Here is a 20,529-nt window from a genome sequence, read left to right as displayed (position 1 = left end):
CCCACCCAGCCGATGACCCGGGTGGCCACCCCGGGTCGACACAGCATCGAGGAGGTCGCTGCCTACTTGCGCCTGCCGCCCCAGAAGATCCTCAAGTCCCTGCTTGTCGTCACTCGGGACGGCGAACCCTATCTCCTCTTGCTGCGCGGCGACCACGTGCTGAACGAGGTAAAGACCGCCAAACATTTCTCCTCCCAGGGCGGATTCCGCTTCGCCACCGAGGCGGAGATCCGGGAGCGCTTCGGCTGCGGGGCAGGGTCCCTCGGTCCGGTCGCCGCCCCCGTGCCCATCGTAGCCGATCGCTCTGTCCTGGCCATGGCCGACTTCGCCTGCGGCGCCAACCAGGACGGCTACCATTACACGGGGGTCAATTTCGGACGCGACCTCCCGCTCCCCGAAACCGTGGCCGACCTGCGCAACGTGGTGGCGGGGGACCCAAGCCCCGACGGGAAGGGACGGCTGGAAATCGTGCGGGGGATCGAGGTGGGCCACATCTTCCAGCTTGGCACCAAGTATTCGGAAGCGATGAACGCCACCTTCCTGGACGAGGCCGGACAGAGCCGCCCCATGGAGATGGGCTGCTACGGCATCGGCGTGTCCCGAATCGTCGCCGCCGCCATCGAGCAGAACCACGACGAGCGGGGCATCATCTTCCCCGCCCCCATGGCGCCCTTCCAAGTTGCGCTGGTCGCCCTGGGGCTCGCCCGCAATCCCGAGGTGCGGGAGACTGCCGAGCGACTGTATGGGGAACTGGAGAAGGCAGGCGTGGAGGTTCTCTTCGACGACCGGGACGAACGGCCTGGCGTGATGTTTGCAGACATGGAGCTGATCGGTATCCCCCATCGGGTGGTGGTCTCCGAGCGAAGCCTGAAGCAAGGCAGCATCGAGTACCAAGGGCGGCGCGATCCGCACCCCCAGTACCTGCCCCCACCCTCGGCCGTGGAGTTTTTGAAATCAAAGCTCACCGACACGCTTCCGTCCTGCTGACCGCGCTGCTGCCTGCCCTGGCCTGGGGCGGAGATCAGCGCTACGAGCCCCTTTCGGCGAGCGTCCGGGCGGCCCTCCACCGGGCCATCTCCGATCGGGCGGTACAGCGCAGTGCGTTCATTTCCGACGCTCAAGGGCAACGGTGGCTCGCCGAGATGTCCCGGCGCCTGGAGCGCCACTTCCCGGAGCCGCGGGCCCGGGAGGATTTCCTGCGAACCGTCCATTACGAAGCCACTCGAGCCGGTCTCGACCCTCAGCTGGTGCTGGCGGTGATCCAGGTGGAGAGCGCTTTTCGCAAGTATGCCGTCTCTTCCGCCGGCGCCCGGGGCTATATGCAGGTGATGCCCTTCTGGGTCAAAGAAATCGGCGAGGAAGGGCACAACCTCTTTCACCTGCGGGTCAATCTCCGCTACGGTTGCACCATCCTGCGCCATTACCTAGACATGGAACAAGGGGACCTCTATCGGGCCCTCGGCCGCTACAACGGCAGCCTGGGCAAGCCCGAATACCCCAACGCGGTGCTAGAAGCCTGGAGGAGGGTTTGGTTCTACCCCGAGACCACCGCCGGCGTGCCCTCCTCCCCGGAGGAGGGTGGCTGAGTGCAGTGCCCGGGATTCAGGCGGCCGAACCGCGGCCATGGCGTTTGCGCACGAGGCGTAACACGGCAAGCCAACGCCATGCCTGGTGGGTCAAGAGATAACCGACCCCAGCCGCGCCCGTGGCCAGGATCAGCAAGCCTACGACGAGGGGCTCTCCCACCTCCCGCAAAAATTCCAGCCACCCCAGCTCTCCCAGGGCGCCCATTGCTTGCTCCCACAAGGGCTCGGCACCGCGGCGCCCAGTCACCGTGGCCCCGATTCGGTAAGCCAGATAGTAGATCGGGGGGAAAGTAAAGGGATTGGTCACCAAGGTGCTGGCCGCGGCCACCGGCAAGTTGACCCGCAACCACACCGCAGCCAGGGCCACACAGGCGACCTGCGCCACGGGGACCAATAATCCGAAAAACAATCCGAGGGCGACCCCACCTGCTACCGTCCGGCGATTGAAATGCCACAGGCGAGGATGGGCCAACGCCGGGGCCAGGGGTCTGAGCCACCGCTGCCGCCCCAGGCGCTCGGGGGAGGGAAGTCGAGCTTTCAGCCAGCGACGCACGAAATCGAAAGAGGTAGTGTCAGCACGGCTCGTATAATAAGCCAAACGTTGGCGAAACGGTCGAGCCGAAATGCCCTCGCGGGACATCCTGGTCCTCTACTACAGCCGTCACGGGGCCGTGCGCCAGATGGCCCAGCTGGTCGCTCGGGGCATCGAGCAGGTGCCGGGGGTGCAGGCCCGCTTGCGCACAGTGCCCCGGGTTTCTCCGGTGTGCGAAGCGGTGGAGGCGCCGGTGCCCCAATCCGGCGCACCTTACGTAGCGCTCGCCGACCTGGAAGAGTGCATTGGCCTCGCCCTGGGCAGTCCCACGCGGTTCGGCAACATGGCCGCCCCCCTCAAGCATTTTCTCGACGAGACCTCGGGGCTCTGGCTGCGGGGCGCCCTAGCGGGTAAGCCCGCTGCGGTGTTCACCTCTACGGGGAGCCTGCACGGGGGCCAGGAGACCACCCTACTCACCATGATGCTGCCCCTCCTGCATCACGGGATGGTGCTCCTCGGCCTGCCCTACACCGAGCCGGATCTCATGAGCACCGATGCGGGCGGGACCCCCTACGGAGCAAGCCACGTGGCCGGCCCGGCCGACGACCGACCGTTTACTGAAGCCGAGCATCGGCTGTGCATGGCCCTGGGCCGGCGGCTTGCCGAAACCGCGGTCAAGCTGGCCCGGTAAGGGTCCAAAGCGGGGCCTAGAGCTGGGGGTGGGCCCGCTCGGCGGGCGCCTGCAGCCGGTTGAGGGCGTGGACATAGGCCTTGGCGGAAGCGACGATAATGTCGGTGTCCGCCCCCTGGCCGTTCACGATGCGCCCCCCTTTCTGCAACCGCACCGTGACCTCCCCCTGGGCATCGGTGCCGCTGGTAATCGCGTTTACCGAGTAGAGCTGCAGCTCCGCGCCACTCTTGACGATGGACTCGATCGCCCTGAACGTGGCGTCCACCGGCCCGCTACCCGTAGCCGTGCCCGTGCGCTCTACCCCGTTGTCGGAGAGCATCACCCGAGCGCAGGGGGTTTCCCCGGTCTCGGAGCAGACCTTGAGGAAGACGAGCCGGTAGTGCTCCCGGTCCAGGGCGAGGGCCTCCTCGCTCATCAACGCGTGCAGGTCCTCATCGAAGATTTCGTGCTTCTTGTCCGCGAGCTCCTTGAACCGGGCAAAGGCTGCGTTCAGCACCTCCTCTGACTCGATCTCGATGCCGAGCTCCTTAAGCCGCGTGCGGAAGGCGTTGCGGCCGCTGTGCTTGCCCAACACCATGCGGTTGGCGGTCCAGCCCACGTCCTCCGCCCGCATGATCTCGTAGGTCTCCCGGCTCTTGAGCACTCCGTCCTGATGGATGCCCGATTCATGAGCAAAGGCATTGGCACCCACGATGGCCTTGTTAGGCTGCACGGGGAAACCTGTGATCCCCGCCACTAACCGGCTTGCTGGGACGATCTGGGTAGTGTCGATGCGGGTCTCGCACGGGAACACATCCCGACGCGTGCGCACTGCCATCACGATCTCCTCCAGCGCTGCGTTTCCCGCCCGCTCGCCCAGCCCGTTGATGGTGCATTCCACCTGGCGCGCACCGCTGAGCACCGCGGCGAGCGAGTTGGCCACCGCCAGGCCTAGATCGTTGTGACAGTGTACCGACCACACCACCCGGTCGGCGTTGGGGATGCGGCTGCGCAGCTGCCGAATCAGCGCCCCAAACTGCTCCGGGATGCTATAGCCCACCGTGTCCGGGATGTTGATGGTGGTGGCTCCCGCCGCGATCACCCGCTCCAGGATGCGACACAGGAAGTCGATCTCGGAGCGGGCCGCGTCCTCGGGGGAAAACTCCACGTCGTCGGTATACTGGCGCGCCCACCTCACTGCCTTGACCGCCTGCTCCACCACTTGGTCCGGCTCCATGCGCAGCTTTTTCTGCATGTGGATAGGGCTGGTGGCGATGAACGTATGGATGCGCCCGGAGGCTGCCCCCTTGAGGGCCTGGGCCGCCTGCTGGATATCACGCTCGGTAGCCCGTGCCAGGGCGCATACGGTACTGTCCTTGATCGCCTCGGCCACCGCCTTGACCGCCTCGAAGTCGCCAGGGCTAGCAGCGGGAAAACCCGCCTCGATCACGTCCACCCGCATGCGCTCGAGCTGCCGGGCGATGCGCAGCTTCTCTTCCTTGGTCATGGACGCGCCCGGGCTTTGCTCGCCGTCGCGCAACGTGGTATCGAATATGATCAGCCTATCTTCCATGGCCTTGACTCCCGTCCGGCTCGATCCGCTCCGCCCGTACAAATCTTGTCTATTTTGCCGGCCTTCCCGGGCAAACGGCTAGCCCGCCACAGAACCGCCCATCCTCCGCTCGAAGGTCAAGGGGCGGCTCCAGGGGGCGCTTTGAGGCGGTGGCGCTTGAAGCGCTCCCAGACCCATAAGACGTAGCCGGAAAGGCTATAGCCGACGAACAGCAGAAACAGCACCGTCGGAGGATTGCTCGAGATGAGCACGATCGCAAGTACCAGCGCGAGCAGCACGGCGAACGGGACACTCTTGCGCAGGTTCACGTCCTTGCCGCTATAGAAGCGCAGATTGCTTACCATGCTCACTCCCGCGAAAACCGTCACGATCCATGCGAGCCACATGACCTCCCGCCCCCTCACGTCATGATCATGCATGATCCACACCAGCCCGGCGATGAGGGCCGCTGCCGCAGGACTGGGCAATCCTTGGAAGTAGCGCTTGTCCACCACGTCGATGTTGGTATTGAAGCGGGCCAGCCGTAGCGCGGCGCCGACACAGTAGACGAACGCACCCAGCCATCCGAGCTTGCCCAGCCCCTGCAGCGCCCACTCGTACATCACCAGGGCGGGCGCTACACCGAAGGACACCATGTCGGAGAGACTATCGTATTCGGCACCGAACGCACTTTGGGTGTGGGTGAGCCGCGCCACCCGTCCGTCCAAGGCATCCAACACCATGGCGACGAAGATCGCCACGGCCGAATGCTCGAAGCGTCCGTTCATCGCCTGGACGATGGCGTAGAAGCCGGCAAACAGGGCAGCGGTAGTAAACAGATTGGGCAGAAGGTAGATTCCTCGCCGACGCACGGCGGGGTTGAGCAGGGCTTTACGGTTCGGATCGTGGAGCATCGGGCGCTCACCCGCAGCAGTCAAGGAGCCTCGCGTGGCTTCCCGCGGGAGCCGCCCGCCCCCGCTAAATCCATCAAAGCTTAACCGAAATCGCCGACGACGGCACTGCCGCCCGGTGCGGCGGGCAAGCGGGCGATGACGCTCTTCGCCGCGTAGACCTTGTCGCCAATGCTCACCTGGGGCCGGGCTCCGCAGGGAAGGTATACGTCCAGACGGGAGCCGAATCGGATAAAGCCGTAGCGCTCACCACGACCCAGTCGGGCGCCCTCGTCCACGTAGCACAGGATGCGCCGGGCCACCAGCCCCGCTACCTGTACGCACGTGACGTCGAAACCCTCCGGGGTCTTGAGCCACAGGGCGTTGCGCTCGTTCTCTAGGGAGGACTTGGACAGCTCGGCGTTGAAGAACCTGCCCGGAAAGTACCAGCGCTTGATCACCTGACCGTCCACGGGACTGCGGTTGGAATGGGCGTTGAACACGTTCATGAAGACCGAGATGCGCAGCGCCTCGCGCTCGATGAATGGATCGCGGCAGGCCTCGACCGACACCACCCGCCCATCCGCAGGCGAGAGCACCAGCCCTGCCCCTGCAGGGGCGGAGCGGGGCGGGTCGCGGAAGAACTGTAACGCAAAGGCGAACAGCAGCCACAGGGGCACCGACCATGCTCCCAGCAGAAGCGCTCCGGCGAGAGCCGCCGCCAGCGTCCCAGCGACGAAGGGCCAGCCTTCCCGGGCGATCAAGGGATGGGAGTGGCTCATCGGCACGCCCGCCCGGCGGGCATTTGCGGGTCTGCTCTGGACGGTGCTGTGCGGGTCTTGCACTTCAATTCTTGCTCTGATCCACCAGGCGGTTCTGCTTGATCCAAGGCATCATGTCCCGCAGCTTTTCGCCCACCACCTCGATCGGGTGCGCTTTGCCTATGCGCCGCAGGGCCTTGAGCTTGGGCGCCCCGGCCTGGTTCTCGAGAATGAACTCCTTGGCGAACTCCCCGCTCTGGATTTCCGAGAGGATTTTGCGCATCTCGGCCCGGGTCTGCTCATTGATGATGCGCGGGCCGCGGGTGAAATCGCCGTATTCGGCGGTGTTGGAGATGGAATAGCGCATGTTGGCGATGCCGCCTTCGTACATCAAATCCACGATGAGCTTGAGCTCGTGCAGGCACTCGAAATATGCCATCTCAGGCGCATAGCCCGCCTCGACCAGAGTTTCGAAGCCAGCCTGCACCAGGGCCGTGCAACCGCCGCACAGCACCGCCTGTTCACCGAAGAGGTCGGTTTCGGTCTCCTCGCGGAAAGTGGTCTCGATCACCCCAGCCCTGCCAGCGCCGATGGCGCAGGCGTAGGAGAGGGCGAGATCCCGGGCCTTGCCGGAAACGTCCCGGTGCACGGCGATGAGGGAGGGCACGCCGCCGCCTTGGGTGTAAGTGGAACGCACCAGATGGCCGGGGCCCTTGGGTGCGATCATGATCACATCCAGGTCGGCGCGGGGTTCGATCTGACCGAAGTGGATGTTGAAGCCGTGGGCAAAGGCGAGGGCTGCACCCTTCTTGATGCTGGGCTCGATCTCCTCGCGGTACACCCGGGCGTGATGTTCGTCTGGGAGCAGAATCATGACTACGTCTGCTCCCCTAACTGCCTCGGCCACCTCCTTCACCACAAGCCCTGCGTTCTTGGCCTTGTCCCAGGAAGCACCCCCTTTGCGCAAACCCACGGTCACTTTCACCCCGGAGTCGTTCAAATTGTTGGCATGGGCATGTCCCTGGGAACCGTAGCCGACGATGGTGACTTTGCGCCCTTTGATCAGGGATAGATCGGCGTCTTTGTCGTAATAGACTTTCATGGTTTTCCTCTTCAATGGTTGCTGGCGGCCGAAGGCTGCAGCCGGTACAGCGCGGCTCGATGAAACGGATTGCCGACCGGTGCCGTCAAACTTTGAGGATCCGCTCGCCTCGGGCGATGCCCGAAGCGCCGGTGCGCACGGTCTCCAGGATGGCGCTACGCTCGATCGCCTGCAAGAAGGCGTCCAGCTTCGATCCGGTACCGGTCAGCTCGATGGTGTAGGCCTTGTCGGTCACATCGATGATGCGCCCACGGAAGATATCCGCCATGCGCTTCATTTCCTCCCGATCCTTGCCCACCGCCCGCACTTTGACCAGCATGAGTTCCCGCTCGATGTGCTCGCCATCCGACAGATCGACCACCTTCACCACGTCGATCAACTTGTTGAGCTGCTTTGTGATTTGTTCGATTACGTCGTCCGAGCCGGAAGTGACGATGGTCATGCGCGAGAGGGTGGGATCCTCGGTGGGGGCTACCGTCAGCGACTCGATGTTGTAGCCGCGCGCCGAGAACAACCCCGCCACACGCGAGAGGGCCCCGGGTTCGTTTTCCATCAGGAGGGAGATGATGTGACGCATTTCGATAACCAGAAGTCAGCTGACGAGAGACAAGGGTGGCAGCCAGAATCGTGTGCTACGGTGGTCGCCACCATCGACCATCGCGTCATACCAGGATCATTTCCGAGAGACCCTTGCCCCCGGGCACCATGGGGAAGACGTTCTCGGTCTGGTCAGTGATGAAGTCCATGAACACCAGCCGATCTTTCATGGAAAACGCTTCCCGCAACGCCCCTTCCACGTCGCCAGGCCTTTCGATCTTCATGCCCACGTGCCCGTAGCTCTCGGCCAGCTTGACAAAATCCGGAAGGGCATCCATGTAGGATTCGGCGTAGCGGTTGCCGTGAAAGAACTCCTGCCACTGACGCACCATGCCCAGGTACTTGTTGTTGAGGTTCACGATCTTGATCGGCAGGCGGTACTGCTTGCAGGTGGAAAGCTCCTGGATGCACATCTGGATGCTCGCCTCGCCGGTTACGCACACCACCATCGCTTCAGGATGGGCGAGCTGCACGCCCATGGCTGCAGGCAGCCCGAAGCCCATGGTGCCCAGTCCCCCGGAATTGATCCAACGCCTTGGCTTGTCGAACTTGTAGAACTGGGCCGCCCACATCTGGTGCTGTCCCACGTCGGAAGTCACGTAGGCATCTCCACGGGTCACCTCGTAGAGCTTTTCCAGCACGTACTGGGGCTTGATGATGGGGCTCGATCGGTCGTAGCGTAAGCAATCCCGGGCGCGCCAAAGCTCGATCTGGGTCCACCACGCTTTGAGCGCCTGGGGATCAGGCCGCTCCCGTGTCTCCTTGAGCAGCCGCAGCAGCTCCTCCAGCACGTCGCGCACGTTGCCCACGATGGGAACGTCCACTTTCACCCGTTTGGAAATGGAGGAGGGATCGATGTCGATATGGATGATTTTGCGCTCGGGGTTGTAGAAGTGCTTCGGATTGCCGATCACCCGGTCGTCGAAGCGGGCGCCGATGGCTACCAGCACGTCGCAATGCTGCATAGCCATGTTGGCTTCGTAGGTGCCATGCATGCCCAGCATACCGACGAAGAGGGGGTCGGTGGCAGGAAAGCCGCCCAGGCCCATCAGGGTGTTGGTACACGGGAAACCGAGCAGCCGAACGAATTCCGTAAGGAACTCCGAAGCGTTGCTCAGGATAACCCCGCCCCCGGAGTAGACCATGGGCCGCTTGGCCTCCAGGATCAACTGCACCGCCTTGCGGATCTGGCCGGCGTGCCCCTTCACCACCGGGTTGTAGGAGCGCATGGTCACGCTCTCCGGATAGTGAAATTCGCACTTAGCCGTGGTCACATCCTTGGGAATGTCCACCACCACCGGCCCCGGGCGTCCCGTGGAAGCGATGTAGAACGCCTTCTTGATGGTGATGGCCAGGTCTTTCACATCTTTCACCAGAAAGTTGTGCTTCACGCACGGGCGGGTAATGCCCACCGTGTCGCATTCCTGGAAGGCGTCTTGGCCGATGGCGTGGGTGGGCACTTGCCCGGTAATAACCACCAGGGGGATGGAATCCATGTAAGCGGTGGCAATTCCGGTCACCGCATTGGTGACCCCCGGCCCAGAAGTCACCAGGGCAACCCCCACCTTTTCGGTGGCGCGGGCATAGCCGTCGGCCGCATGGAGCGCGGCCTGCTCGTGGCGTACCAGGATGTGCTTGACCCTGTCCTGCTTGAAAAGCTCGTCATAAATGAACAGGACCGCCCCGCCGGGATAGCCGAACACGTAGTCGACTTTTTCCTCCTGGAGGCAGCGCACCACGATTTCCGCGCCGGTCAGTTCCATCGGATCTGTCTGAAAAACCTGATAATTGAGAATAAACTAAAAACGATATCGATAAGTGGAGATTCGGTCAAGCCTAAAAAGAATCGGGGGAGCCCCCTGCAGAACGGGAGTAGGCCCGGGCGAAGAGTCGTTCCCCCCAGCGAGCCCCAAGGAGATCGGCCGGGCCACCGCGGTCGGGCTCAGGGCGGTCCTACTGCCCGCGCGACTTTTTTGCTACCATGGGGCGCCTTTACGTAAGGGGGCCCCGATCCCCATGGTCCACACCGAGGTCGATGCAAGCTGGCTACCTCCAGGGAGCTGTCCGAGTTTTTGGCGAGCGTAGAGCGCCGCGCCTACAAGCAGGCCCTGTTTGCGGTGAGGAACCAGGACCTGGCGCTGGATCTCGTCCAGGAGGCCATGTTAAGGCTGGTCGAAAAATATGGGGCGCGCCCGGCCGAGGAACTGCCCTTCATCTTCCAGCGCATCCTCCAAAACGTCATCCGCGATTGCTTTCGTCGGCAGAAGGTCGCCAGCGTGTGGACCACCCTGGTCTCGGCCCTTCTGCCGGGCCGGGACTCCGAACAAGATCCTCTTGAAACCATTGAACCTGCCGAGGTCTCCGATGCGATGGAGGGTCCTGCGGAGCGCGTGGAGCGCTCCCAAGTGCTTGTTATCCTTGAACAAGGCATCCAGAAACTGCCCGCGCGTCAACGGGAAGCGTTCCTTTTGCGTTACTGGGAAGAGCTGGATGTGGCGGAAACCGCTCGTATCATGGGTTGCTCCGAAGGCAGCGTAAAGACCCACTGCTCCCGGGCAACCCACGCCTTGGCTCGATGGCTGCGGTCCAAGGGCATCGAATTATGAATGACGAAACACGCTTCGCTGCGAAGGTCCGCGCGCTGCTCGACGGCGGCTTGAAAGACTTGGACCCCGCCATCAGCGCCCGCCTCAAGCAAGCGCGGGAGCGGGCTCTTGCCCGTCACCGAGCGACGGGGTCGGTCATGGATCTGGCGGGAGCGGCCCAAGCGCGGGGAATGGAGCTGCCCGAGCCTTCCCCTTGGCGCTTGTGGAGGTCCGCAGGGGTGGTGGCGCTCGCCCTGGCGGTGGCGGTTGTCCTCTGGTCCCAACGGGAAGGGACCCTCGACCCCAGCGAGCTGGACGCTGCGTTGCTCTCCGGAGACCTGCCGGTACGCGCTTACTTACATCCCCAATTTCCTGCATGGCTCCAGCATTCCGAGCGATAGTCCTGTGGCTGGCATTGCTCGGCGTGCTCTCAAGCCCCATGACCGCGGCGGGGGAGCGACAGCCTTCCTGGTCGGAGCTGACACCCAAGCAACGAGAGATTCTGGCGCCCCTGGCCCACGAGTGGGACAGCTTTTCTGACGTGCAAAAGAAAAAGCTCCTGGGGGTAGCGCGGCAATACCCGAAGCTCAATGCGGAACAGCAGAAGCGGCTCCAATCACGGCTCCTGGAATGGAGCCGGCTCACCCCTGAGGAGCGGGAGCTCGCCCGCAAGAACTACCAGAACCTCAAGCAGATGCCACCGGAGAAGCGCCGAGAAGTCAAGCGCAAATGGCAAGAATATAGTCAGTTCCAGGCGGAAGAGGCCAAGCCGGAGGCCGCGACTCCGCAGGCCCCGGCTGCACGATAGTTTGCCTGTCGTCTCTCGCCTTCCGTGATTCCCATGGCTTACGCTGGCTTCGGACGCCGCTTCCTGAGCCTCCTCTACGAGGGTTTGCTGCTCTTCGCGGTCCTCCTGATTGCAGATCTAGCGCTGCTGCTGGCGTTGCCCGCCGCCCGAGATCCGGCGCTGCGCCCTTTCACTCAGGCTTATCTACTGGCGGTCTCAGGGGTTTACTTCGTATGGCAATGGACCCACGGGGGCCAGACCCTCGCCATGAAAACCTGGCGCCTGCAGCTGGTGTCCGCCGACGGGGCCCCACTCTCCGTCCGGCAAGCTGTGCTGCGTTTCCTGGCAGCCACCCTCACCCTGCTCCTGCCCTCTTTGCTGTGGGCTTTTCTGGACCGAGAACGTCAGTTCCTCCACGACCGTCTGGCGGGAACCTGTATCATCCAAGAAAGACGCTGAGCCCGCTGCCTCGGCTCCGGCGCCAACTTTACCGCCGCTCCGCCCACCACATAGCGGCAAAGGCGAGTCCCAGGAACGCCACGGTCGGACCCATGCCGCTCAAGGCTGGCGGCCACTCGTTGAGCACGCCTAGATGGGCGAACAGGCGGTTCAACAAATGAAAGCCCAGGCCTACCATGATGGCCATGAATACCCGGGCCCCCACCCCGCCGGCACGCCGCTGGTGCTGGGCAAAGGGGACGGCGAGCAACATCATCACCAGCACCGCCCCCGGATACACCATCTTGCGCCACAGGGCAATCTCGAAGCGGGTGCTGTTTTGCCGGTTCTCCCGCAGGTGCTGGATGTAGCTCCACAGGCTGGCGAGGGTCATTTTATGGGGGTCCACCAGCAACACGCTGATCACTTCCGGGCTCAACACCGATCGCCAGCGTTCTTGCGGCAGCCTCACCACCCGACTTTCCGAGCCCTGGAACTCGGTGCGCACCACATTAGACAGGGACCACCAGTGATCTCCCAGGTATTCGCCGTGCTCGGCAAAACTGATGGCACGCAGGCGAAAGCCATCGTCAAACTGAAAGATCTTGACCCCGCGTAGGGAGAAATCCAGGTTCACCTGGCGCACATTGATGAAGCTGCCCTCGTCCTTGACCCAAAGACCGGAGCGGAATTCCTGCCCCACCACCGTACTGGTGGCGCGCAGCCGCAGCCGCTGGGCAGCCTGGTCGCTTGCCGGGGCGATGAACTCCCCCACCACCAAGGTGATCAGGGCTAGGGTGAGACCCGCCAGGCATACCGCCAGGGCCAGTCGGTACAGGGACACGCCCGAGGCCCGAATCACGGTGAGCTCGGAGTGGGCCGCCAACTGGGAAAGTGCGACCACAGTGCCGATTAGCGCCGCGATCGGGAACAGCTCGTAGGTGTGGCCCGGCACGCTGAGGAGCACATAAGCCACCGCCTGGGATACCCGGTAGGCGCTCTTGCCCACATCGCTCAGCTCGTGGATCAAATCGAAGATGATGAAAAGGCAGATGAGCGCCGCAAACACGAGGCTGGTCGCCAGGTAGATCTCCCGCGCCACGTAACGCCGCAGAACCCTCATGTTCGCAACCGCCCCAGGCTGAACACCGAAAGCCGACGGTAAAAGAAGGCGGCGATGAACACGAGCATCGCCCCATGCACGCCCCACAACCCCAGGGCCGGCTCGATCCGCTGGAACGCCACCCAGACCTGGGCGACGCTCAGGGTGTTGGTGTAGATCATGTAGATGAGGATCGCCATGATCAGATTGAGGGATCGCCCGGCCCGCGGATTCACCTGGGCCAGAGGGATCGCCAGAAGGGCAAGCAGCACGGCGCTGATGGGCTGACTCAGCCGCCGGCCCAGCTCCGCGAGATGCTCGGGCGTGCGGTTCTCCAGCAATACGAGGAGGGGCTGGGACTTGGTGGAAGGCGCGGCGGGACGGGGCTCGGCCTGTTGAACGCGCACTGCGTAGCGGTCGAAATGCATGATCCTGTACTCAGAAGAGCCGGGGGGACCATCGAAGCGGGACCCGTGTTCCATGACCAGAAACCGGTCGCCGTTGTCCGCGGTCTCTATTCGGCCAATACGAGCCACCATCACCGCGACGGTATCCTTCTCCATCGATTGGACGAAGACGTTTTCCACCCGCCGCTTGTCTTGGCTCACGGCCTCGACGAAGAAGACCCGATCGGCGTGACGCGATTCCTGGAAAGTGCCAGGACTCACAAGGGAGGCATCATCCCGGGTGCTGAGGATCTGCCTCAGCTCCTCGCTCTTGGCGATGGCCCAGGGCGAAAGGAATAGAGCAAGGGCCGCCACGATGCAAGCAATCGGCACGGCAAACAGCAGTACTGGACGCACCCAGGCGGTCAGGCTCAACCCGGCGCTAAACCACACCACCATCTCGGAGTCCCGATAGGCCCGACTCAAGCTCAAGAGAATGGCAACGAAGGTAGTGCCTGCGAGCAGTGGCGCAAGATAGCTTAAAGCGCGCAAACCGAGCAGTGCCAGCACCCCCTCGGCAGGAATCGACCCGCTAGCGGCCTGGTCCAGCAGACGGATCACCTGGGTCACCAGGGTGATGGTCAGAACCACCACGAAGACCACGATCCCGGTAGTGGAGAACTCGCGCAAGGCGCTGCGGACAAAGATCCGCGGCGCATTCTTTGACTTGTACGCGCGTGAGCAGGGATAATTCAGCATTCGCGAAGGGCCTGAAAACGTAATCCAGACGAGGAGTTAGTCGTGGAATTTAGCATAAAAAGCGGGGCTCCCGAAAAAAGTCGCACCGCTTGCCTGGTCCTCGGCGTATTCGAGCCACGTCGGTTGAGCGCCCCGGCCCAGGCCGTCGACAGCGCTGCCCAGGGCTTTGTTTCCGACATTCTCCGCCGCGGCGATATGGAAGGAAAATGCGGCACAACCCTGATGCTGCACAAAGTGCCGGGCATCTTGGCCGAGCGGGTGCTGTTGGTGGGGCTCGGGCCGGAGCGGGAGTTCCGGGAAAAGGAATACCGTAATGCCGTGGCTGCGGCTGTGCGTGCCCTCACCGAGACCGGTGCAGCCGAGGCGACCCTATGCCTGCCGGAGGTGGAGGTCAAGAAACGGGACGTTGGGTGGAAAGTCTCCACGGCGGTCGTGGCCGCCATGGAAATGGTGTACCGCTTTGACCGCCTGAAGAGCAAGCCGGAAGAAGCCCGGCGGCTACGCAAGCTTACCCTGGCGGTATCACGGCGCCTCGACGTGAGCCCGGCCGAGGAAGGCCTGCACCAGGGGCAGGCCATCGCCTGCGGCATGAATCTGGCGAAAGACCTGGGCAACCTGCCGAGCAACATCTGCACGCCCACTTACCTGGCCGAGCAGGCCATCGGCATGGCCAAGGCCTACGATTTTAAGGTCCAAGTGCTGGAACGCAAGGACATGGAAAAACTGGGCATGGGCGCGCTGCTCGCCGTGGCCAAGGGAACCCACGAGCCCCCCAAGCTCATCATCCTCGAGTACCACGGTACGGAGCGCAAACAGGCCCCCGTCGCCCTGGTGGGTAAAGGTGTCACCTTCGATACCGGTGGCATTTCCATCAAGCCCGCCCAGGACATGGATGAAATGAAGTTCGACATGTGCGGCGCCGCGGCCGTGCTGGGCACCTTCAAAGCCATCGCCCAACTGCAACTGCCCATGAATGTGGTGGGTCTCATCCCAGCGACCGAGAACATGCCGGGCGGCCGGGCCACCAAGCCCGGCGATGTAGTGACCAGCCTCTCTGGCCAGACCATCGAGATCCTGAACACCGATGCGGAAGGGCGCCTGATCCTATGCGACGCCCTGACCTACGCCGAGCGCTATAACCCGGCCACGGTGATCGATATCGCCACCCTGACCGGCGCCTGCGTGATCGCCCTGGGGCACGTGGCAACGGGCTTGTTCAGCAACGACGATACCCTCGCCAAGGAGCTCATCCGGGCGGGCGAGCAGACCCTGGATCGAGCCTGGCAGATGCCCTTGTGGGAAGACTACCAGGAGCAGCTCAAGAGCAACTTCGCCGACATGGCCAACATCGGTGGCCGGCCGGCGGGAAGCGTGACCGCTGCCTGCTTCCTTGCCCGCTTCACCAAAAAATTCCGTTGGGCCCATCTGGACATCGCCGGCACCGCGTGGAAGTCGGGCAAGGAGAAGGGCGCCACCGGCCGCCCCGTGCCCCTGCTCACGCAGTTCCTCATCAACCGCGTTGCAGAGGCCACAAGCCAGAGAACGGGAGACCGGGAGCGCAAAGTCGCGGGGAGAAGATGATCCTCAACCGCCAAGGACGAGATGCTGGGTTCTGTCTACTGAATCCCGGCTCCTGATGACCCAGATCGACTTCTACACCCGCGTCGATGACAAACTCGCCACCGCCTGCAGACTGGCGGCCAAGGCCTTCCAGCAAGGCTTGCGGGTGCTGGTGCTGACGCCGGACGAGGAAACGACGGAAAAAATGGATCGGCTGTTGTGGACCGTGCCCCCCACCGGCTTCATTCCCCATTGCCGCAACGCCAGCCCTCTCGCCGCGGTAACGCCGGTCATCGTGGACCACGCGCCCGAGCCGCTGCCCCATGACGAAGTGCTGATTAATCTGTGCCCGGCGTGGCCGGCTTTCTTTAGCCGCTTTCAGCGGCTGGTGGAGATCGTATCCTTCGACGAGGGAGACAGCCAGGCGGCCCGGGAGCGTTACCGCTTCTACCAGCAACGGGGGTATGCCATTCAGCATCACGACCTCTCCGCCTTGAGGGGACGGGGCTGAACTCGCGCCCATGACCGAGACGCCTCGACCTATCGACGAAACGGATGCGCTGCTTGCCAAACTGGACGCGCTGCTCGCCAAGCATCGCCCGCGCCAGGCAGAGCCCGCCTCCTCCGAGGATCCCGACCTCTTCCCCCTCCTGAGCGAGGTGCTCGAAGAGCCCGAACCGGCTGCTTTCGGAGAAGAAGCGGAAGTTGAAGAAGACTTACCGCTTCTGCAGGAAGAAATTGCCGAAGAGGCTTTGCCGGAGGACGAGTGGTGGGAAAGCCGCATCGCAGCCGTGCTGCGCGCCCATCTGGCACCCGCACTTCCCGCAACGCAACGGGAGGCGCTAATCGCGCAAGCCGCCCGGGCGGTGGCCCTTACCGTCAGGGCCTCCGGCACCGCGGCCGTGCAGCCCGCTCCGGGGCCCGGGTCCCGCTCCGGAGTCGGGGTTCCGTCCCTGCCCTTGGGCCCTATAATACGTAACTTTTCGACATCGCCCACGCCCATGGGAAAACTTGCCAAAAGCTTCGATCCGCGCGAGATCGAGCAGCGCTGGTACGAATACTGGGAATCCCGCGGGTGCTTCGCCGCCCGCGACGAGCCTGATCGGCCGGTTTTTTGTATCCAGCTTCCTCCGCCCAACGTGACCGGTACCCTGCACATGGGGCACGCCTTCCAGCAAACGTTAATGGACGTGTTGGTGCGCTACCACCGCATGCGGGGCTTCAATACCAACTGGATCGTGGGCACCGACCACGCCGGCATCGCTACGCAGATCGTGGTGGAGCGGCAGCTGGAAGCGGAAGGCAAGACCCGGCACGACCTGGGCCGGGAGAAGTTCATCGAGCGGGTGTGGCAGTGGAAGCAGCAGTCGGGAGCCACGATCACCCGTCAGATGCGCCGGCTGGGCGTGTCGGCCAACTGGACCTACGCCGACACCGAGGGCCAGCGGGCGGGCTACTTCACCATGGACGCGCGCATGTCCCGGGCGGTGATCGAGGTTTTCGTACGGCTCTACGCGCAGGGCCTCATCTACCGGGGCCAGCGCCTGGTTAACTGGGATCCAGTACTGGGTACCGCGGTCTCCGACCTGGAGGTGGACAGCGAAGAGGAGGACGGCCGGCTCTGGGAAATCCGCTATCCCCTAGCTGACGGCTCGGGAACCGTGGTGGTGGCTACGACCCGTCCCGAGACCATGCTGGGGGACACGGCGGTGGCGGTCCATCCCGACGACGAGCGTTACCGGCACCTGGTCGGCAAGCAGGTCATCCTGCCCCTCACCGGGCGCACGATCCCGGTCATCGCCGACGAACATGTGGACCCGGAATTCGGCACTGGGTGCGTGAAGATCACCCCGGCCCACGACTTCAACGACTACCAGGTGGCGGCGCGCCACGGGCTTGCGCCCCTGAACATCCTGACCCTGGATGCCAGGATCAACGATCAAGCCCCCCTGGCTTACCGGGGGCTCGACCGCTTCGAAGCCAGGCGTCGCGTGCTGGAAGACCTGCGGGCCCAGGGCTTGCTCGTGTCCGAGAAGACCCACCGGCTGAAAGTCCCCCGCTCCGGCCGCACCGGGGCGATCGTGGAGCCCATGCTTACCGATCAGTGGTTCGTGGCCACCTCCACCCCGGCTCCCGAGGGGACTCGCTTTCCAGGCAAATCCCTCGCCCAGGTAGCGCTGGAGGCAGTGGCGCAGGGCGAAGTCAGGTTTTTCCCCGAGCACTGGAGCGCCACCTACAACCACTGGCTGGAAAACATCCAGGACTGGTGCATTTCCCGCCAGCTTTGGTGGGGCCACCAGATCCCTGCTTGGTACGACGACGAGGGCCGTGTGTTCGTCGCCCGCACCGAAGCAGAGGCCTACGACCAGGCCCGGGCCGCCGGCTACACCGGCCCGCTGCGGCGCGATCCCGACGTGCTGGATACCTGGTTCTCTTCAGCCTTGGTTCCTTTCAGCTCCCTCGGCTGGCCGGAGCCGACTCGGGACTTGGAGCTGTATCTCCCCTCCTCCGTGCTGGTGACCGGTTTCGACATCATCTTCTTCTGGGTCGCGCGAATGGTCATGATGACCAAGCATTTCACCGGCAAGGCGCCCTTCCGCCACGTCTACATCAACGCCATCGTGCGGGATGCGGAAGGCCAGAAGATGTCCAAATCCAAGGGCAACACCATTGATCCCATCGACCTGATCGACGGCATCTCGTTGCCCGAGCTGCTGGCGAAATCCACCGTGGGGTTACTTCGTGCCGAACACAAGGAGAGGATCGAGCAGTACATCTGCAGCCATTTCCCCAACGGCATTCCCGCCTTTGGCGCCGATGCGCTGAGGTTCACCTTCGCCTCGCTTGCCACCTTCGCCCGCACTCTCAACTTCGACTTGAACCGCTGCGAAGGCTATCGCAACTTTTGCAATAAGCTATGGAACGCCAGCCGCTTCGTGCTGATGAACACGGAGGGGCAGGATTGCGGGCTTGACGACGCAGTGCCTGTCAAGCTTTCGGTCTTCGACCGCTGGATCACGGGGCGGCTACAGCAGGCAGAGCAACAGGTGATCGATGCCCTGGCCGAATATCGCTTCGACCTGGCCGCACGCGCTATCTACGAGTTTGTCTGGGACGAGTACTGCGACTGGTACCTGGAGCTCGCCAAGGTGCAGCTCGTCGAAGGCGACGAGGCCGCCCGGCGGGGTACTCGCCGCACTTTAGTGCGGGTGCTGGAAGCGCTGCTGCGCCTGGCACATCCCTTCATACCCTTCATCACCGAGGAGCTGTGGCAACGGGTGGCGCCCCTGGCAGGGAAGAAGGAAAGCGACACCCTCATGCTGGCACCTTATCCCTGCCCCGACCCGGACAGGATCGATATGGCCGCTGCACTCGAGGTGCAGGCGTTTAAGGAGGTGGTGAACGCCTGCCGGCATTTGCGCAGCCAAATGGGGCTCGCGCCTTCCCAGCGGGTTCCTCTGCTAGCAGCGGGCCCCCGAGTCTTCATCGAGGCCCACGCCGCTTTCTTGCGGACGCTGGCTCGCCTGGCGGAGGTTCAGGTGGTGGAGGGTGGCCTGCCTCCCGCCGATGCCCCCGTGGCCATTGTGGGCGACTATCAACTCATGCTGAAAGTGGAGGTGGACGTGGCCGCGGAGCGGGCGCGCCTCGCCAGAGAGATCGCCCGGGTGGAGGCGGAGATCAAGAAAGCGCAGGCCAAGCTCGCTAACCCCCACTTCGTAGAGCGGGCTCCGCCAGCGGTCGTTGCCCAGGAACGCCAACGCTTGCAGGGCTTTCGCGACACCCTGGACAAGCTCACGGCCCAGGTGGAAAAGCTGCCAAAGGCCTGACCTTTTCCCCTCTCACCCCCGCCTTTGCGCACAAAGAGCGCCGCCGAAGGAGCTGCATCTTGGGCACAGCTTCCTGCGTGTCTTTGATCAGCGCCCGCCCCAGCCGAACTGGTCGCAATAGAGCTTGAGCTTTTCCACGATCTCGTCCCGCTCGAAGAAACGATCGGCCCGGGCAAGACGCGCCTGATCCCGAGTGGCTGGATCTCCGCCGAAGCACAAGATCGGCACATTGAGCATCATTTCCATGCGCACCTGCTCGATGACGGCCAGCGGGTCGAAGGCCTGGGTCTCGTCCAAGTCGAGCAGGATGAAGCGGTGCAGCAACACGTCCTGATAGCCGCCGAGGACCGAAAGGTCGGTGCACTCGGTAAGCGCCCAGTCTGGCGGCAGCGCAGCACGCAAGCGCTCGAGCAGCGGGACATCGGTGCTCATGACGATCAGCTTGCGCGCCAGGCGCGCCTCGATGGTGGGAAGGGTCATGGGACGGGAGGTACCGCCTCCAGGATAAGCCGGGACCACCCGGCCGAGGAGGCGCCCGGCAGGCAGGCAAGGGCTCGGCTCAGGGCCTCCTCCTCCACGGCCAGGCCAGGCGCCTGCACGAGACGAGCCTGTACCTCCTCATCCGAGGCAGCGGCGCGCACGATGCGCCGGCGATCGATCACCAGCCGCACCCAGTGCCGGCCGGCCCAATGTTCCACGAGAAAGCGGGCGGCGTTGAGCTTCAGACCATGGGCCACGGCGCGCCGCGGTGGCTCGCACCAGGGCTCATCTTCCTCCTCCAGAGCGCAGACCAGAGCGGAGCGCTCTTCGCCGCTGAGGCAAGCCCGCTCAAGCCGCCACCCAAGCCGCTCGCCGCAGGCATCGCGGAAGGCCTCAAGCAACGCCTCTCCCCCCGGCGGCTCTCCTTCCCGTGTCCAGTCAGAAACGGCCTCCACCAGCTCTTCCACCAGCCAGGTGCGAAACGCCTCGCTGGGACTTGCGACGACGCGGGCGAAGCGCTCGGCGGGAAAGCGATAGAGAAAACTCGACCCGATCACGACGGCCCGCCCGATGCTGGCCAAACCGCTGCCGGCAATCTTGCGGCCGCGGCACCACAGGTCTTGCTGCAGACGCTCCACTGGGAGTCCGAAGACGGCGTAGGTGGTGCACGCCGGGCCGAGGGCCCACTCCACCCAGTCGGCGGGCCGACCCCGAAGCCAGGCTCGGGGAACCACCAGGGCGTAGCAGTACTGATCCGGATCGATCCATACGCAGCCGCCCCCCAGGGGACGGCGCACTGCCGGTACCTCCAGTTCGGCAGCAAGCTCTGCTTTGCGGGACTGGTGCCGGCCGATGCTCACGTGGGCGGTCGCCCGAGCCCAGACGACGGCCGGCGGGTCTCCGTCGCCCATGCAT

The 20,529-nt window shown here is 64.0% G+C and carries 21 protein-coding genes; 10 read left to right on the top strand and 11 right to left on the bottom strand.

What is annotated here, in order from left to right:
• Together proS and V7Q81_RS07445 are read left to right on the top strand one after the other, a co-directional pair.
• Nucleotides 1-987: proline--tRNA ligase (proS, locus tag V7Q81_RS07450; RefSeq protein WP_333841536.1), on the top strand; the 987-nt coding region annotated here is incomplete at its 5' end.
• A complete protein-coding gene (locus tag V7Q81_RS07445; RefSeq protein WP_442954788.1) occupies nt 954-1,586 on the top strand; it encodes a lytic transglycosylase domain-containing protein in 633 nt (210 codons plus the stop codon). The genes proS and V7Q81_RS07445, both read left to right, overlap by 34 nt.
• A gap of 16 nt (nt 1,587-1,602) precedes the next feature.
• On the opposite strand, the gene V7Q81_RS07440 is transcribed toward V7Q81_RS07445, so the two are convergent.
• Nucleotides 1,603-2,226, bottom strand: a complete 624-nt coding sequence (locus V7Q81_RS07440) for a DUF2062 domain-containing protein (RefSeq protein ID WP_333841534.1) — start codon at nt 2,224-2,226, stop codon at nt 1,603-1,605.
• Here V7Q81_RS07440 and wrbA point away from each other — a divergent pair.
• Nucleotides 2,210-2,809 carry an NAD(P)H:quinone oxidoreductase gene (gene wrbA, locus V7Q81_RS07435; protein WP_333841532.1) on the top strand — a complete coding sequence of 200 codons (600 nt, stop codon included), beginning with the start codon at nt 2,210-2,212 and terminating at the stop codon, nt 2,807-2,809. The two genes, V7Q81_RS07440 and wrbA, sit on opposite strands and share 17 nt — an antisense overlap.
• 16 nt (nt 2,810-2,825) lie before the next feature.
• Here the strand turns inward: wrbA and V7Q81_RS07430 are convergent, their stop codons facing one another.
• The 6 genes from V7Q81_RS07430 to V7Q81_RS07405 form a co-directional block, all read right to left on the bottom strand.
• Nucleotides 2,826-4,361, bottom strand: a complete 1,536-nt coding sequence (locus V7Q81_RS07430; RefSeq protein ID WP_333841530.1) for a 2-isopropylmalate synthase — start codon at nt 4,359-4,361, stop codon at nt 2,826-2,828.
• Nucleotides 4,362-4,477: 116 nt separating this feature from the next.
• Nucleotides 4,478-5,254, bottom strand: coding sequence for a CDP-diacylglycerol--serine O-phosphatidyltransferase (gene pssA / locus V7Q81_RS07425; protein ID WP_333841528.1), 777 nt, complete (start codon nt 5,252-5,254; stop codon nt 4,478-4,480).
• A gap of 80 nt (nt 5,255-5,334) precedes the next feature.
• Nucleotides 5,335-6,012 carry a phosphatidylserine decarboxylase gene (locus tag V7Q81_RS07420; protein ID WP_333841526.1) on the bottom strand — a complete coding sequence of 226 codons (678 nt, stop codon included), beginning with the start codon at nt 6,010-6,012 and terminating at the stop codon, nt 5,335-5,337.
• A 64-nt stretch (nt 6,013-6,076) separates the two neighbouring features.
• The gene (ilvC, locus tag V7Q81_RS07415; RefSeq protein ID WP_333841524.1) at nt 6,077-7,093 is read right to left on the bottom strand and encodes a ketol-acid reductoisomerase; all 1,017 of its coding nucleotides are present in this window, start codon (nt 7,091-7,093) and stop codon (nt 6,077-6,079) included.
• Between the two features lie 85 nt (nt 7,094-7,178).
• Entirely contained in the window at nt 7,179-7,670 is a 492-nt protein-coding gene (gene ilvN / locus V7Q81_RS07410; protein WP_333841521.1) for an acetolactate synthase small subunit, read from the bottom strand.
• Nucleotides 7,671-7,755: 85 nt separating this feature from the next.
• Nucleotides 7,756-9,453, bottom strand: coding sequence for an acetolactate synthase 3 catalytic subunit (locus V7Q81_RS07405; RefSeq protein WP_333841519.1), 1,698 nt, complete (start codon nt 9,451-9,453; stop codon nt 7,756-7,758).
• A 279-nt stretch (nt 9,454-9,732) separates the two neighbouring features.
• Here V7Q81_RS07405 and V7Q81_RS07400 point away from each other — a divergent pair, with 279 nt between their 5' ends.
• Genes V7Q81_RS07400 through V7Q81_RS07385 form a run of 4 tightly spaced genes read left to right on the top strand, consistent with a single transcriptional unit; the run spans nt 9,733 to nt 11,521 of the window.
• A complete protein-coding gene (locus V7Q81_RS07400) occupies nt 9,733-10,296 on the top strand; it encodes an RNA polymerase sigma factor (protein WP_333841541.1) in 564 nt (187 codons plus the stop codon).
• A complete protein-coding gene (locus V7Q81_RS07395) occupies nt 10,293-10,676 on the top strand; it encodes a DUF3619 family protein (RefSeq protein WP_333841517.1) in 384 nt (127 codons plus the stop codon). The genes V7Q81_RS07400 and V7Q81_RS07395 overlap by 4 nt, the downstream gene beginning before the upstream one ends.
• Nucleotides 10,652-11,083 carry a DUF3106 domain-containing protein gene (locus tag V7Q81_RS07390; RefSeq protein ID WP_333841514.1) on the top strand — a complete coding sequence of 144 codons (432 nt, stop codon included), beginning with the start codon at nt 10,652-10,654 and terminating at the stop codon, nt 11,081-11,083. The genes V7Q81_RS07395 and V7Q81_RS07390 overlap by 25 nt, the downstream gene beginning before the upstream one ends.
• Before the next feature lie 33 nt (nt 11,084-11,116).
• Nucleotides 11,117-11,521, top strand: a complete 405-nt coding sequence (locus tag V7Q81_RS07385) for an RDD family protein (RefSeq protein ID WP_333841512.1) — start codon at nt 11,117-11,119, stop codon at nt 11,519-11,521.
• 28 nt (nt 11,522-11,549) lie between these two features.
• Here V7Q81_RS07385 and lptG read toward each other — a convergent pair whose 3' ends face one another.
• Complete coding sequence (gene lptG / locus V7Q81_RS07380) at nt 11,550-12,623, bottom strand: LPS export ABC transporter permease LptG (RefSeq protein WP_333841509.1); 1,074 nt, start codon at nt 12,621-12,623, stop codon at nt 11,550-11,552.
• Nucleotides 12,620-13,747 (bottom strand): LPS export ABC transporter permease LptF, encoded by a 1,128-nt coding sequence (gene lptF, locus V7Q81_RS07375; protein WP_333841506.1) that lies wholly within the window; start codon nt 13,745-13,747, stop codon nt 12,620-12,622. Before lptF ends, lptG begins: the two co-directional genes overlap by 4 nt.
• A 42-nt stretch (nt 13,748-13,789) precedes the next feature.
• On the opposite strand from lptF, the gene V7Q81_RS07370 reads away from it, so the two are divergent.
• From V7Q81_RS07370 to V7Q81_RS07360, 3 genes are all read left to right on the top strand, one after another.
• Nucleotides 13,790-15,328 carry a leucyl aminopeptidase gene (locus V7Q81_RS07370; RefSeq protein ID WP_333841504.1) on the top strand — a complete coding sequence of 513 codons (1,539 nt, stop codon included), beginning with the start codon at nt 13,790-13,792 and terminating at the stop codon, nt 15,326-15,328.
• A gap of 55 nt (nt 15,329-15,383) precedes the next feature.
• Complete coding sequence (locus tag V7Q81_RS07365) at nt 15,384-15,818, top strand: DNA polymerase III subunit chi (RefSeq protein ID WP_333841502.1); 435 nt, start codon at nt 15,384-15,386, stop codon at nt 15,816-15,818.
• 490 nt (nt 15,819-16,308) lie between these two features.
• Nucleotides 16,309-19,134 (top strand): valine--tRNA ligase, encoded by a 2,826-nt coding sequence (locus V7Q81_RS07360; RefSeq protein ID WP_333841538.1) that lies wholly within the window; start codon nt 16,309-16,311, stop codon nt 19,132-19,134.
• 87 nt (nt 19,135-19,221) lie between these two features.
• Here the strand turns inward: V7Q81_RS07360 and V7Q81_RS07355 are convergent, their stop codons facing one another.
• Entirely contained in the window at nt 19,222-19,614 is a 393-nt protein-coding gene (locus tag V7Q81_RS07355; protein WP_333841500.1) for a hypothetical protein, read from the bottom strand.
• A partial coding sequence (locus V7Q81_RS07350; RefSeq protein ID WP_333841498.1) for a lipoate--protein ligase family protein occupies nt 19,611-20,529 on the bottom strand: 919 nt, incomplete at its 5' end. The genes V7Q81_RS07355 and V7Q81_RS07350, both read right to left, overlap by 4 nt.

Source organism: Pelomicrobium sp., from assembly GCF_036803785.1.
Classification (GTDB): Bacteria; Pseudomonadota; Gammaproteobacteria; order Burkholderiales; family UBA6910; genus Pelomicrobium.
This window is presented reverse-complemented; position numbering and strand designations above follow the sequence as displayed.

What these genes read in the sequence shown, in the direction of transcription:
- wrbA (WP_333841532.1), top strand. Translation starts at nt 2,210, where the DNA reads ATGCCCTCGCGGGACATCCTGGTCCTCTACTACAGCCGTCACGGGGCC.
- V7Q81_RS07440 (WP_333841534.1), bottom strand. Translation starts at nt 2,226, where the DNA reads ATGTCCCGCGAGGGCATTTCGGCTCGACCGTTTCGCCAACGTTTGGCT.
- V7Q81_RS07430 (WP_333841530.1), bottom strand. Translation starts at nt 4,361, where the DNA reads ATGGAAGATAGGCTGATCATATTCGATACCACGTTGCGCGACGGCGAG.
- pssA (WP_333841528.1), bottom strand. Translation starts at nt 5,254, where the DNA reads ATGCTCCACGATCCGAACCGTAAAGCCCTGCTCAACCCCGCCGTGCGT.
- V7Q81_RS07420 (WP_333841526.1), bottom strand. Translation starts at nt 6,012, where the DNA reads ATGAGCCACTCCCATCCCTTGATCGCCCGGGAAGGCTGGCCCTTCGTC.
- ilvC (WP_333841524.1), bottom strand. Translation starts at nt 7,093, where the DNA reads ATGAAAGTCTATTACGACAAAGACGCCGATCTATCCCTGATCAAAGGG.
- ilvN (WP_333841521.1), bottom strand. Translation starts at nt 7,670, where the DNA reads ATGCGTCACATCATCTCCCTCCTGATGGAAAACGAACCCGGGGCCCTC.
- V7Q81_RS07405 (WP_333841519.1), bottom strand. Translation starts at nt 9,453, where the DNA reads ATGGAACTGACCGGCGCGGAAATCGTGGTGCGCTGCCTCCAGGAGGAA.
- V7Q81_RS07395 (WP_333841517.1), top strand. Translation starts at nt 10,293, where the DNA reads ATGAATGACGAAACACGCTTCGCTGCGAAGGTCCGCGCGCTGCTCGAC.
- V7Q81_RS07390 (WP_333841514.1), top strand. Translation starts at nt 10,652, where the DNA reads ATGGCTCCAGCATTCCGAGCGATAGTCCTGTGGCTGGCATTGCTCGGC.
- V7Q81_RS07385 (WP_333841512.1), top strand. Translation starts at nt 11,117, where the DNA reads ATGGCTTACGCTGGCTTCGGACGCCGCTTCCTGAGCCTCCTCTACGAG.
- lptG (WP_333841509.1), bottom strand. Translation starts at nt 12,623, where the DNA reads ATGAGGGTTCTGCGGCGTTACGTGGCGCGGGAGATCTACCTGGCGACC.
- lptF (WP_333841506.1), bottom strand. Translation starts at nt 13,747, where the DNA reads ATGCTGAATTATCCCTGCTCACGCGCGTACAAGTCAAAGAATGCGCCG.
- V7Q81_RS07365 (WP_333841502.1), top strand. Translation starts at nt 15,384, where the DNA reads ATGACCCAGATCGACTTCTACACCCGCGTCGATGACAAACTCGCCACC.
- V7Q81_RS07360 (WP_333841538.1), top strand. Translation starts at nt 16,309, where the DNA reads ATGGGAAAACTTGCCAAAAGCTTCGATCCGCGCGAGATCGAGCAGCGC.
- V7Q81_RS07355 (WP_333841500.1), bottom strand. Translation starts at nt 19,614, where the DNA reads ATGACCCTTCCCACCATCGAGGCGCGCCTGGCGCGCAAGCTGATCGTC.